This is a genomic window from Streptomyces sp. (assembly GCF_036566765.1).
Taxonomy (GTDB): Bacteria; Actinomycetota; Actinomycetes; order Streptomycetales; family Streptomycetaceae; genus Streptomyces.
This window is the reverse complement of sequence record NZ_DATCVQ010000299.1, coordinates 1-12,241: the sequence shown is the minus strand read 5'-3', so window position 1 is coordinate 12,241 and position 12,241 is coordinate 1. Positions and strand designations below refer to the sequence as shown.

Annotated in this window: 14 protein-coding genes; 1 reads left to right on the top strand and 13 read right to left on the bottom strand. The window is 68.2% G+C overall.

Features of this window, described 5'->3' with window-relative positions; translation table 11 throughout:
- Positions 1 to 12 precede the first annotated feature (12 nt).
- From VIU94_RS17210 to VIU94_RS17200, 3 genes are read right to left on the bottom strand one after another with little or no spacing between them, the layout of a single operon-like run.
- Positions 13 to 894, bottom strand: coding sequence for an NAD-dependent epimerase/dehydratase family protein (locus VIU94_RS17210; RefSeq protein WP_331912431.1), 882 nt, complete (start codon positions 892 to 894; stop codon positions 13 to 15).
- Entirely contained in the window at positions 894 to 1,493 is a 600-nt protein-coding gene (locus VIU94_RS17205) for a class I SAM-dependent methyltransferase (protein ID WP_331912429.1), read from the bottom strand. Before VIU94_RS17205 ends, VIU94_RS17210 begins: the two co-directional genes overlap by 1 nt.
- Positions 1,490 to 2,059 carry a helix-turn-helix domain-containing protein gene (locus VIU94_RS17200; protein WP_331912427.1) on the bottom strand — a complete coding sequence of 190 codons (570 nt, stop codon included), beginning with the start codon at positions 2,057 to 2,059 and terminating at the stop codon, positions 1,490 to 1,492. Before VIU94_RS17200 ends, VIU94_RS17205 begins: the two co-directional genes overlap by 4 nt.
- Positions 2,060 to 2,849: 790 nt before the next feature.
- On the opposite strand from VIU94_RS17200, the gene VIU94_RS17195 reads away from it, so the two are divergent.
- Positions 2,850 to 3,044, top strand: coding sequence for a helix-turn-helix transcriptional regulator (locus VIU94_RS17195; RefSeq protein ID WP_331912425.1), 195 nt, complete (start codon positions 2,850 to 2,852; stop codon positions 3,042 to 3,044).
- Here VIU94_RS17195 and VIU94_RS17190 read toward each other — a convergent pair.
- The 10 genes from VIU94_RS17190 to VIU94_RS17145 form a co-directional block, all read right to left on the bottom strand.
- Positions 3,041 to 3,745: a hypothetical protein gene (locus VIU94_RS17190; RefSeq protein ID WP_331912423.1), complete on the bottom strand. Its 705-nt coding sequence runs from the start codon at positions 3,743 to 3,745 to the stop codon at positions 3,041 to 3,043. The two genes, VIU94_RS17195 and VIU94_RS17190, sit on opposite strands and share 4 nt — an antisense overlap.
- A gap of 13 nt (positions 3,746 to 3,758) precedes the next feature.
- Positions 3,759 to 6,776, bottom strand: coding sequence for a glycosyl hydrolase family 28-related protein (locus VIU94_RS17185; RefSeq protein ID WP_331912421.1), 3,018 nt, complete (start codon positions 6,774 to 6,776; stop codon positions 3,759 to 3,761).
- Complete coding sequence (locus VIU94_RS17180) at positions 6,773 to 7,891, bottom strand: hypothetical protein (protein WP_331912419.1); 1,119 nt, start codon at positions 7,889 to 7,891, stop codon at positions 6,773 to 6,775. The genes VIU94_RS17185 and VIU94_RS17180 overlap by 4 nt, the downstream gene beginning before the upstream one ends.
- Before the next feature lie 30 nt (positions 7,892 to 7,921).
- Positions 7,922 to 8,305, bottom strand: a complete 384-nt coding sequence (locus VIU94_RS17175) for a phage tail fiber protein (protein ID WP_422664591.1) — start codon at positions 8,303 to 8,305, stop codon at positions 7,922 to 7,924.
- A gap of 15 nt (positions 8,306 to 8,320) precedes the next feature.
- A complete protein-coding gene (locus tag VIU94_RS17170) occupies positions 8,321 to 8,608 on the bottom strand; it encodes a hypothetical protein (RefSeq protein WP_331912415.1) in 288 nt (95 codons plus the stop codon).
- Entirely contained in the window at positions 8,602 to 9,984 is a 1,383-nt protein-coding gene (locus tag VIU94_RS17165; protein WP_331912413.1) for a hypothetical protein, read from the bottom strand. The genes VIU94_RS17170 and VIU94_RS17165 overlap by 7 nt, the downstream gene beginning before the upstream one ends.
- An 18-nt stretch (positions 9,985 to 10,002) precedes the next feature.
- Entirely contained in the window at positions 10,003 to 10,401 is a 399-nt protein-coding gene (locus VIU94_RS17160; RefSeq protein ID WP_331912411.1) for a phage tail fiber protein, read from the bottom strand.
- A 219-nt stretch (positions 10,402 to 10,620) separates the two neighbouring features.
- On the bottom strand, positions 10,621 to 10,800 hold the full coding sequence (locus VIU94_RS17155; protein ID WP_331912409.1) for a hypothetical protein: 180 nt from the start codon (positions 10,798 to 10,800) through the stop codon (positions 10,621 to 10,623).
- A 9-nt stretch (positions 10,801 to 10,809) separates the two neighbouring features.
- Positions 10,810 to 11,070, bottom strand: a complete 261-nt coding sequence (locus VIU94_RS17150; RefSeq protein ID WP_331912407.1) for a DUF7352 domain-containing protein — start codon at positions 11,068 to 11,070, stop codon at positions 10,810 to 10,812.
- Positions 11,071 to 11,525: 455 nt separating this feature from the next.
- A complete protein-coding gene (locus VIU94_RS17145) occupies positions 11,526 to 12,185 on the bottom strand; it encodes a GIY-YIG nuclease family protein (RefSeq protein ID WP_331912405.1) in 660 nt (219 codons plus the stop codon).
- Between the last annotated feature and the right edge of the window lie 56 nt (positions 12,186 to 12,241).

The window sequence follows — 12,241 nt, the reverse complement described above, 5'->3', positions numbered from 1 at the left end:
GCGACACCCCCGTCAGGCGTTGAGTGCCCGCCGCACGCCCTCTTCGAGGGTCACGGTGGGTACGTAGTGGTTGAGCATCCGGCTGGGGTCACTGACGCGGTGGTGGACACCTTGCGGCGCGTCGGTGCGGTGCTTCAGCTGCGGCCGGTAGTCAGCGGCCGTGCACACGATCCGGGCGAGATCATCGAAGCTCGTCGCCCGCCCCCACCCGAGGTTGACGGGGCCGGTGACGTCGGCGTCGAGGAGTGCGAGGGTGGCGCCGACCAGATCGTCGATGTGGATCCAGTCGCGGGTTGAGCTGCCGTCGCCCCAGATCTCGAACGGGTCCTGCCGTTCGCGGGCCCGGCGGATGAACGCCGGGAAGGGGTACGCCTCGTCCTGATCTTCGCCATAGCCCGAGAATGGCCTGGGGGTGAGGATGCGGCAGCCTTCGGCTTCGGCGTAGGTGGCGAGCTTCTCCCCCGTCAACTTCGCCCATCCATACGTGGCGTCGGGCTCCTCCATGTAGGCGAGGTTGATGTCCTCCTCGTACAGGCGCCGCACGTCGCCGGGCTGCTGAAGTGCAACCGGATAGGCGGCCGAACTGCTGAAGAACACGGCGCGCGGGGTGCCCGTGCGCACGAGCCACCGCATGTACCAGGCGTCCAACGCCAGGTTGGTGCCGACGCCGAGCGGTGAGCCGTCGATGCTGGCCCGGCCTCCGACGATCGCCGCACAGTGGATCGCAAGGTCGAAGGGGGTGTCGTCGTGGCGGAAGAAGTCAAGGGCGTCACCGCTGCGCACGAGGGGCGTGGGGTTGAGGTCGATGCCGAAGACGTCGTCCCCGCGGTCGAGGAGCGCGCGGTGCAGGTGACGGCCGACGAACCCGGACGCTCCGGTGAGCAGGACCCGCATCAGCTGCCCGCCTTGACGGCCCGATAGGTGCTCCAGGGCAGTCCGCTGTCGACGGGTTCGAGCCCGATGCGTGCGCAGGCGTCGGCCTGCTGTTCGCGGGACCAGGTGGTGACGCCGATCCAAGAGTCGGCTTCAGCGGGCTGGTCGGCGATCGGCCAGTCGAGGACGAGGATCCCGCCGAGCTTGGTTGCTGCCCGCAGCTTCTCGATGATGTGCAGGCAGTCCGCCCAGCTGTGGTGGATGAGGACGGCTAGGCAGTAGACGGCGTCCATGCGGCGCCGTCCGAGGTGGGCGGCGATGCCGTCGGCTGCTGCGTGCACGGTGGTGACGTCGGGGGCGCGTTCGGTGAGCCGGTCGAGCATCCGCTGGGATGAGTCGACGGCGGTCACCTCGTAGCCGAGTTCGGCGAGGGGAATGGCGACGCGGCCGTCTCCGCAGCCGAAGTCCATGACCTTCGCCCCGTCGGGGATCACGGTGGCGAGCATGTCGGCTTGCGCCTTGCCCGACTCCCAGTACGCGTCCTCGGAGACGCGCCGCAGCGGGTGGATCGCGTCGGGGTCGGCCTGGTCCCACGCCTGGATGACGGCTTCGGCGGTCACACGACCTCCTCGGCAGAAGCGCCAACCTGGGTCTTGATCAGGTCGTCAATGGAAAGATTCAGCACGGCCGCGAAGGCGGCGAGCTCGGCGAGCGGCACCGGTCGGGTTCCCGCCTCTGTTCGCGTGATGGCCAAGGGTGGGACTTCGCGCCCTAGCGCCGCCCCGACCTTCGCTGCCAGTTCCTTCTGGCTCCAGTCACGTTTGCTGCGGGCCTCTCGGATCATGTCACCGAAGGCGGACGGGAAGTCCTCTGGCACCGAGGCGATGCGGGCGTCGTACTCGTGCACGTGCAACCTGCCGTTCGGAACGTGCCGCAGGACAGCCTGCGCCAACTTGTGCCGCTCGATGCCGATCTCGTCGGCCACGGCCTGAAGTCGTGAGCCGTTCCGCCAGGCGCGATGCCACGCCGTTAGCAGCCCGGCTTCTCCTGCGTCGCGGACCCAGCGCTGGGTTGTTCGCTGGGTCCGGTCCGGGAAGGCGGCTCGGACCGCATCCTGCGGGATCTCGCCTGCGTTGACGGCGGCGTTCCAGATCTTGGCAACTTCGATGAGTCGATCGCTCGTCATGTTCGTCTCCAGGGAAGGCGGAAGCCCCAGCGCCTGGAACGCTGGGGCTTCCTTCCTGCGGTAGCTGGCCGCAGGCGTATGGGGTGGGGTCAGGCGGCGGACTCGGCCGCAGCCTCCTTGCGTTGCTTCCTGCGCCGTCGGGCTCCTTCGGCTCCGCAAGCCCGGCAGAGGCGACTGCCCGATTTCGTTCGGTACGTGTTCGCCTCGTTGTACTCGTGGCCTCGCGGGCAGTGGGTTCGCTCGCCGGGAACGATGGCGCCCGGAACCCGCATCCGCTCCAGAACGCACGTGCGACAGTGTCGATGCCCGTTGTGCTGGTAGTAGGTGTTCTCTTCGGTGTACTCGTGACCTTGCGGGCAGTGGGTCTTCTGCTGACCAGCGTGCCTTCCCTTTGCTGCCATATCCCGCGTGTTGTCGCCGTGGCTGCCTATGAAGAGGTGGCTCGGATTGCAGCACGGGGGGTTGTCGCAGCGGTGGCAGCCAAGTTCGTCCACGCCGAGCGGCTCACCTCGAAGGTGACCTAGAAGCCATCGGTGAGCACGGGCGTTACGTCCGGCAACTCGGAAGCTGCCGTACCCGTTGGTGAAGCGGCCCGCAATCCATGGCCAACAGGCGTCGGGGCCGCCTGTGCGGTCGACGCGGGTCCAGAAGCGGTCGAGGTCCGAAAGGTGCTTGAGGGCGTTACCGTGCGGAAGAAGCCTGATCACCGAGTCCCCTTGGAGTAGTTGAACTACTCCAAGACTACCACCGACGGTTAGCCGAGCTACTCCAAAGCGGCTAACCTGGCGGCATGCAAATCCCCGGCTACCTGACGTCCGATGAGGCGGCGGAGCGACTCGGTATCAACCGCCAGTCGCTCTACAACCACGCCACCCGGACGCCGGACTTCCCGAAGCCGACGAAGGTGGGCCGAGCCTCCCTGTGGGCCGAGGATGCGATCGACGCATGGCGGGCAGGTCACCCGAAGCGGCAGCGCAAGAGCTAGCCGCCCACGAGGGCGCGAAGCTTGATCAGGTCGGCTTCGAGCCCCCCACCGTCGCGGTACTCGTAGTAGGCCGCCGAGTCGCTGGCCACCCGTTCCGGGCTATTGCACTCGGTGTAGCCGCTATCAACGACGGCCTTTTGCGCCGCTGGGTGCATGTGCTCGATGACCATGTCGTCGAGGTAGGTGATGCGGCCGATGCCGCGACCCCACTCAACCCAGACCAGATCCGCGCAGAGATGCACCAGGCAGTCCGGCACCATGACGCCGAGCGTCTGCACGATATCGCTGGTCATGGCCACGGCGGTCGCCATGGCTTCGCCTTGCAGCAGGTCGTTGCCGTAGACGATGCCGGGCCCGCCTGACAGGCAGATGCGGATGCGCTCGTCCCACGGCTGGTCTGCGGGACGCGGACGGTGGTCATCGCCGAGGAAGGCGAGGAACTGGTAGTCGCCCGCGTTCTTCACCGCGGCCTGGTTCAGGGTGCCGACGAGCCGCTTGCGCGCCCAGTACACGAACCGCACCCGCGCATCGTCCGCGTAGGCCTTGGCCTGCTGCTTGTAGCCGGCGAGTTCGGGGTCGTCCTTGTCGACGCAGAACAGCACGTCGGCGGTCGCCCCGGTGTCGTCCCACGCTCGCATGATCTCGGGGATGGCGTGGGGTCGGCCGCGGGTCGGGATGATGACGAGGAGGTCGTCGGCCATGGCGCGGGCCTTTCTAGCTGAGAGCAGCCCACCAGGCGTTGTTGGACTGCCCGATGGAGCCTGGAGTGATAGTCGACGGCAACGTGGTCTGGCTGGTGCCGTAGGTCCCGAACCGGGTGTTCGCCGTGCTCAGGCCGACGTTGATGGAGGGTCCGCCGACGCCGGAGGCCCGCAAGAACGATGGGATGGTGGTACCGGATGCAACGAATGCGACCCAGTAGTAACCCTCATTGAGCGTGAGGGCCCCACCAGCGATTGCCATCGTCTTGGTGCCTGTGGTGGTCCATGCTGTGGCCTGGTCGGCGGTGACACCGAGCCGGTTGCCGCTGGCGTCGTACAGCCCAGCCCAGCAGGATCCGGCGGTGAGTCCGCTTCCTGGTGTGCCGCCGAGCGATAGCACGATGTTGGTGATGGTGCGTGTAGCCCGGATGGGGAGGCGCGCGAGTTGAACGACGCCGCCGGTGAAGTTGCTGTTGCTGCCTGCTGCGGAAGGGTCGTAGGCCCATGCGAGGAACCCGTGGTCCAGGGGGAGCGGCACGTTGGCGCGGATGAGGTTGTGCGCGATGGCGCTGCTGTCAACAAACTGGGCGCTGCTCTGTGTGGTGCGCAGCCCGTAGGACGTGGTGGAGCTGGGGCTGGCCGGGTTGCCGATGAGTTCCTGCACGTTGGGGCCGCGCAGGAGGGTGGTGTTGGTGCCGCCGTCGCGGAAGCCGGTGGTGGCGGCGTTGAGGATGCCCGAGTTGACGGCGACGTAGTAGCTGCCGACCGCGTTGACGCCGTATTGGGGTGAGCGGGTACCGGAGCCGTCGTCGTCGATGCCGGTGAGGACGCTGATGTCGGTGACGTTGACGAGGGCGAGGCAAGTATCGATGGCAAGTCCGGCGTAGCCTCCGCCACCACTGCCGCCGTTGCGTCCGTCCCGGTTGAGGCGCGCGTTGGTGATGTTGACGGTGGCGCCCGCACTGCCGCCGGTGACGAAGATGCCGTTTTGTGTGTTGCGGTCGGTGGAGCAGCCGATCAGCGACAACTGGGCGTTGCCGGGCACGATGTGGAAGCCGCGCAGGTTCCACTCGGACCGGCAGGCGATCAACGTGCTGTTGCCGCAGCCGGAGAGGAAGAAGCCGTAGCCGCTGTTCCCGATCGCTTCAACATCGATCAGCGTCGTGTCGGTGGTGTTGTTGAAGGAGAAGGTGTTGCCACCGCAGTCGGAGGCGACGATGCGGCGCAGCCGGCACGAGTAGGGGGCCTGCGGCAGACCGGCGGGTGCGGAGAAGTTGTAGGTGAAGTAGATGGCGTGGGCGCCGAACTTCTTGATGCTGAGGTTCTCGAACACCATGCCGCGGATGGTGCCTTGGGCTTGGATGCTGTCGACTGCGTTGCCGCCGGGGAGGGCGGAGCCGTCGAGGGTGAGGTCGAGGAGGCGCTGCTCGCAGCTCTTGGCGGCGTATCCGCCGAGGGGCGCGTCGAGGATGAGGATGGCTGCGACGCCGGTGAATGAGGCGAGGGGCTTGATGCGGGCGTTGACCTGCGTCCAGCCGGTGAGGTTGTCGAAGTGGTCGCCGTGGGAGCCGCGCAGGGTGACGCCGGGCGGCACGGTGAGGGGTGCGCTGGTGGCGTAGGTCCCTGCGGGAAGGTAGACGGTGCCGCCGGTCCCGGCCGCGTTGAGTGCGGCCTGAATGATCGCGGTGTCGTCGGTGGTGCCATCTCCCTTGGCGCCGCGCTGGCGGACGTTGATCCAGTCGAGGAGCGGCGGCCTCAGGGTGCGCGCGGTCGAGGTGGTGACGCCGGCTGCGGTGACGATGTTGGGGCCGTAGGAGACGAGCGTGTTGGTGCCGTCGTCGTACAGGCCAGCGGTGGCGCCGTGCAGGTGCGCGCCGTCGAGGGTGACCGAGGAGGCACCGGACAGGCGGGCCCCGTACTGGGGGCTGTTGGTGCTGGTGCCTTCGTCGTCGATGCCGGGGTAGCAGGTGACGCCTTCGACGGTGACGGGCACGGTGGCGCCGATGACGGCGAGGCCCGCGTATGCGGCTCCGCCTGCGCCACCGTTGCGGCCGTCACGGCGGGTGGCTAGTCCGGTGATGAGGATGGGCGTGTTGCCGGTGGCGTCGACCAGGAGGCCGTGCTGGCCGTTGCGGTCGGTGGAGGTGTCGGCGATGTGCATGCCGCCGGAGCCGGTCCAGTCGCCCCAGGCGCCGGTGATGTGGATGCCGTGGCTGCCGTTCCATTCGGCGCGGCTGTCAATGATGCGCCCGTTGGGGCAGTTGGCGAGGACGATGCCCTGCCCCCAGCAGCCGATGACCTGCACGTCGTCGAGGGTGACGTCGGTGCAGCCGGTGAGGAGGATGCCGTTGGCGTGGCAGCCGTCGATCATGACGTGACGGAGCCGCCACGAGAACGGGTACTTGCCGTCGCTGGTGCGGCTCGCGGTGACGATGCCGTTGTTGGGCATCCGCCGGACCGTGAACCCGTCGAGGATGACGTTCTGCACGTTGCCGCGCGCATAGAGGCCGTCGACGCTGGAGCCGCCGAGGAGGGATCCGTCGATGGTGACGTCGACGATGCGCTGCTCGGCGCTGATGTCGGGGTGGGTGCCGTCACTGTCGCCGATGATCTGAATCACCGAGGTACCGGTGAATGACGCGGCGGGCTGGATGTAGCACGGGTAGTTGGCGGAGCTCATGCCGGGACCGACCATCATCGCGGCGTGCGACCCGCGCAGGGTGACACCGTTCTTCAGGTCGAGGGTGGCGGTCGTCTTGTAGGTGCCGCGGGGCAGGTAGACGACTCCGCCAGGATGGCAGGCGTTGATCGCCGCCTGGATGGCCGCAGTCGAGTCGACGATGCCCGTCTTGTCGGCGGCGAAGGGGGCGACGCCAGCGTTGACCCAGTCGGTGACTCCGTCGATGCGGACGGCACCGGTCTGGCCGTTGACGGAGAACACACTGCCGACGCCGACTTCGATGACCCGGGAGGGCTGGCCGCCGGTGACCTGAATGTCGGGCTGGGCTTCCCCGTCGACACGGATCCTCACCTGGTCACCTCCAGGCTAATGATCATTTTGCCGTTCAACAGGCGGACCACGGTGGACCCGTTGACCATTTCGAGGTCCCACACCCCGTTGCGATTGAGGGTCTCGGTCTGCGTGGCGGGGATGGCGAGCTGGATGGAACCGCCGGTGATCGACAGGTAGGGGGTGAGGTCGAGGAGCAGGTCGCCGGTGTCGGCGGGCGCGGACCGGATCTGCGATCGGGCCGTCCAGCCCGCCCAGGTGAAGTCGGGGTCGTCGTCGACGGTGTACGTCTGAACGAACGTGGAGCCCTGCTCGATGTAGAGGTCCCAGTCTCCGGCTGCCATGTCGGCCACCTCCGGGATCTGGCTGGAGGCCGCGTCGACGGCCAGGTCGGATTCGCCGGTGAGGGCGGCTGCGGCCTGCGCGGACAAGACGGTGGCTGCGGCGAGGCCGCTGTCGGAGGACAGATCAGCGGCTGCGTGCGCGGACAGGACGGCCGCCGAGCCAAGATCCGATTCCCCGGAGAGGGAGGCTGATGCGGTCCAGACGGCCCCATCGGAGAGGGTGTTGAACAGGTCCAGCTGGGCTTCGTCGGTGACGCCCGCGTCGCGGTGGGCGGACATGTCGACCGCGCACTGATCAACCGATGCGGTGATCCAGGCGGGGGTGGCGAGCGTGCGCCGGTTGGTCCACGTCGTCCCGTCTGGGCTCGTGTCCCAGTAGACGTTGGTGCCGTCCTCGCGCAGCCGCAGGAACGCGTGCGTGGTCCCGTTGTAGGTGATCTCGACGGCCCCGGCGTCGAAGTAGCCGACGTCGGACTGCATGCGCAGGTTGCCGGTGACCGCGTTGATCGTGAAGCCGCACCGGTAGCCGAACAGCGGCCCCCCGGCGTCGTTGATGCCGGGCGCGTTGACCATGATGGCGCAGTACGCCTCGGTCGCTGTCGATGCCGCGGGGGCGGTGACGACCTTCACGAAGAAGCTCGCACCGGCCATGGTCCACGTGTAGGAGGTCTGGTAGCCGGCATAGGAGCCGGCCACGCACGGCACGTGCGCTTTGCCGCCGGACTCGGTGACGCCGCCGTAGGCGTTGCCCCAGTCGGGGGCGATCACGCCGTCGTTAAAGTTGTCGATCAAGGTCGAGAGGCTCGGCATGCGGGCCTCCGATCAGCTCAGCGAGAGCGTCAGGCTGCCTGCGACGAGCCGGAGTTCATCACCGGCGGCCACGGTGCGGGAGGCGGCGAGCGTCCCGTACCAGAGCCGCACCGGGGTGCCTGCCGAATCCCAGATCTCAACGCCTACGACCGTCGTGGCTGGCATGCCGGTGAATACGACGTCCGCCGAGTTGCTTGTGGCGCCGGATGATGCCGCGCCGACCGTGAGCGACTGGCGCGCATAGGAGCCGCCCGTCACTTCGGTGCCCGCCACCGTGTCCGAGCCGCCTGCGGTCACCAGGGCCACCTTGAGTGGCGCAGTGGGGGCGGTCGACGTGAGACCGAGAATGAAATCGAGACAGCGATTCTCAGCCGTGTTCGAAAGGTTATCGCTGATGGGAGTCGCCCCCTTTCAGGTGACGGAGAGGATTCCGGCCTTGCGGACGACGTTCTCGCTGCCGGGCGGATCCAAGTTGATCCACACCTTGTAGTCGCCGGCAGTGAGGGTGATGCCGGTGCCGGGGCCGATGAGGATGCGGGCGTCACTGCCGGCCCAGTCGGCGTCGTGCCATTCGGTATCGCTTGGGTTGTTGCGGTGTGCGACGACCGCCACCCGGACCGGGGTGGCGCTGGGGTCGACGCCTGCGGGGAGGGTGACGGGGATGTGCAGGAATTCGAGGGAGCTGGCCGGGATCACCACGGGGCGCCCACCCCCCAGTCCTCGACCCGAACGCCTGCAGTCCAGCGGTCGCTGCGCGGTGGGCTGGCAGCCCACGGGCTGTACGGTGCGCCGACGGTGACGTCGACGTCGTCACGGGTGGTCAGTGTTGTTCCGGCGGCCGTGAGTACGGCGGAGATGGCGATCCCCGCGGTACCGGTGGCCGCCGCGTCGCCTGACGCCGTGAGTACCGCTGCTGCGGCGAGGCCGGCTCCTGCGGTGGTGGCGCGCTGGCCGTCCGCCGTGAGAGTGCCGGTCGCATCAAGTGCGGCACTTCCAACCACCGGCGGGATGCCCGTGACCCCGTCCGCCGTCAACGTGGCTGTGGCCGTGAGGGCGGCGTCGCCGTTGTGGGCGACCTGCCCGTTCGCGGCGAGATCTGCCGTGGCGGTGAGGCCGGCTTGCGCTGGGTGGTCTACGAGTCCGGTGGCGTCTATGGCGGCCGTGCCGACCAGGTCGGCAGTGCTGGTGGCGCCGTATTGTCCGGCGGTCGTGAGTGTCGCGGTGGCCGTGAGGCTGGTGTCGCCAGCGGCTGCTCGTTGCCCGGTCGCGGTGAGGTCTGCAGTTGCGGTGAGTGCCGTACTGCCTGTGGTGGTCTTCGCGCCGTCGGCCGTCAGGCTCGCCGATGCGGCGAGGCTCGACGCCCCGGACGCACTGCGGGTGCCGCTGGCGGTCAGCCCGGCTGTGGACGTTAGTGCTCCGTCGCCTGCGGTGGCGCGCAAACCCGAGGTGGTCAGGGCCGCGGTCGCGGCGAGCGCCGATGAACTGGAGGCGGCCCGCGTGCCGCTGGCGGACAGTGTGGCGGTACCGGTGAGGGCCGCATCGCCGGTCGTGCCGCTGGTGACGTCTCCGGCGGCGAAGTTGTCGAACTTCAGGCCGGTGTTGGCCTCTGAGCGGATGCCTACGGTCGTACCCGACGCCACCGCAGTGTTGGTGACAGAGATGCGGGAAACGCCGTTGACGTAGACGGTGATCGTGCTGCCGACAGCCTGGATTTTGACGACGTCGCCCACGACTGCCGCGGCGCTGTAGGTGCCGATGCTGGTGAACGTGCTGGCGGTGACGCTGAAGAGTCCCCAGTTTGAGCCGTTGTTGCGCACCGCATAGCCGGACGTGAGGTCCGAGGTGCCGGTGCCGCGGCACCACACGCCCTGACTGACCGGCGTCGTGGCCGTGATCGTGACCTGCGCGTAGTTGTCGTTGCTGGCCATCGCCGTGGCGGCGCGCAGGAGGACCGTCCCGCCCGTCGTACCCGGGGAGAGCTGCTGGGAGACGATCACCCAGGTGCCGGACATCTGAACCCAGCTGGCGCCGGGCGAGCCGTCGGCCCTGTTGAAGTCGTCGGTGAAGGTCGTCACGGCGACGCCTCCAGACGACTACGCAGCCTGCGGGGTCAGGGACGCGCCCAAAGTGTTCAGCGTGAACGAGTCCGCCGAGGCCCAAGCCTTCGATGCCGTCAGCGCCACCGTGAACAGGAGCGTCCCGGCGGACGAGGCCGTCCACACCGAGATGTGGGTGAGGGTTTCGCTGGTGCCGCCGTTCGTCCACGCCGAAGGGGCACCACTCAATGCGAGGGCTGACCCGGACGACGAGGCGGCGAAGGTGCAGCTGTTGCGGGTCGTCGACCCTGCGGACACGGCGGACGTACCGGCCGCGCCCGGGTCTCCGGTGTGGAGCTGCACGAACGTCCCGGCCACGGGACCGTAGGCGGCGCCCGCGGTACGAAGGGTGTTGAGCCAGCCGGAAACGAGGCTGGGGGCGAGTCCTGCGGTCATCGCTCACTCTCCTCAGGCTCAGGCTCGGTGTCGGGCTCGGATGTATCGGTGTCGGGTTGGGCGGGGGTGACCTCGCCGGAGGCCTCCAGCCGCAGCACGTACTCGTCGGGCATGGCTGCCTCCTGTGATGGCGGGGGATCCCGCCGCCCGCGACGGGGGCGTGGCGGGCGGCGGGACTTCGGGGCGGGGGACCGGACGCGCCCCGAGCTCAAGCGGTCATCAGGCCCGGGGGTGGTCGCGTCGACCCCGGCAGGTGACGTTGTGGCGACCGAGAACGCAACAGGCGATGCGGCGCGGTGCGCAGTAGGCGAAGTCGCGTGGCTCGCTGAGCGCGTACAGCAGCCAGTACCCGAAGGCGGTGTCGCACTCGTTGCGCGGTCGGTACGTCGCGGCTCCCACGACTCCCCCTCAAGCGGTTTCGACGAGGTGCCAGACCAACTGCCCGCCGGGCGCGATCGCCGTGCCGACGTGCTGAACGTCGGGCGGGAGTGGGTGGCCGGTGCCGTACACGCGGAAGCTCCGCGTCTCGGCGGGCTCGTCGGCGTGCAGGGCCCAGACTTCGACGGCGCGCGGGTTCCGGCAGCCGACGTGCACGATGCGGCCCGAGAGTTGAAGTAGGTGCCAGCGGTCGTCTACGGGGACTTCGTAGCGGTAGATCGCGTCGGCCATTGCGCCCCCTTCGGTTTGTCGTCCGCCCGGCCCCCCACAGGGCCGGGCGGACTGGTTGGCCCGAGCGCGTGGCGCTTCAAGGGCCTTCCTGCGCTACTGCCACCGCGCGCAGGAGTCTCAGGCGGCGAGTTGCCCCGAAGTCTCGATAACAGGCGGCATCGCACCGGGCTCGATGAGCGCCAGGGTGTCCTTGTGCCGCTTCGCTTCGGGGATCTCATCGATGTCGTACAGCACGCCGTTCTTGCGGCGGGATGAGTCCGGGTAGCGGGTAAGGCGACCTTCGCAGGCCCACCGCCGAATGACGGACTGGGGGTGTCCAGCGACGTGGGCTGCTAGGTCGACAGGGATGAGCAGGCCGGGCATTCGGTCACCCCCGGGCACGCGAAAGGGGCCGCCGTCTCGGCGACCCCTTCAGACAAAAGATCCAGTGAACCAGAGAATAAGCTCTCTGCACTTCAGGAGGCAAGCAGCTCCGCCACAATGACCTCAGCTTTCTCTCGCGTCATGAGCGACGCGTGCGGGATGTTCGGCACCCCGTGCTTCTCCCGCAGCGCACGGATGTGCGCCACCAGCGGTGGATGCGGGTGAAAGTACTCGTTTCCGACGTTCGAGTCCCGGACGTCCGCGAACTGGGTGTGCCGGATTTTCTCCAACTCCGCGTCGCCGGGCTCGGTCGCGAGAACAGCGTCAGGCATGAGGGCGCCGAATCGCTTCATCGGCTGCGTCGTGGTCCCGATCTTTACGAGGCCGCCGCGCAGAATGTAGTAGACGATGCCGTCAGACTCTCTCCACCGGTCGCGGGCCGTGCGTTCATCTGCCCACCTTCTAGCCTGCTCTTCTTGCTCTTGCCGATTGCGCTCCTGGTTGGCACGGCGGCGCGCTTCGAGCTCTTCTTCCGTCCCGAGCTTGTGTCGAACGAGCTTGGTGGCGATGTCGGCGGCGGTCTCGTTGATCTCGACCCCGGCGCGGTCCATCATCATCAGCTCTATGCAGATCTCGTAGTAGTACGGATCCTGCGGGTCGACGAGGTGCCGGTAGGGCGTCCGGATGCGGGAGTTGTCGCGCTCGCTGCGGCGGCGCTCGTGTTCGGGTATGAACGGTCTACCATTCCCCATGTCGATCTCCAGTCAGGTCGGCCACGCCCCGGGATCGGTCGCACGGTCGCCGGGGT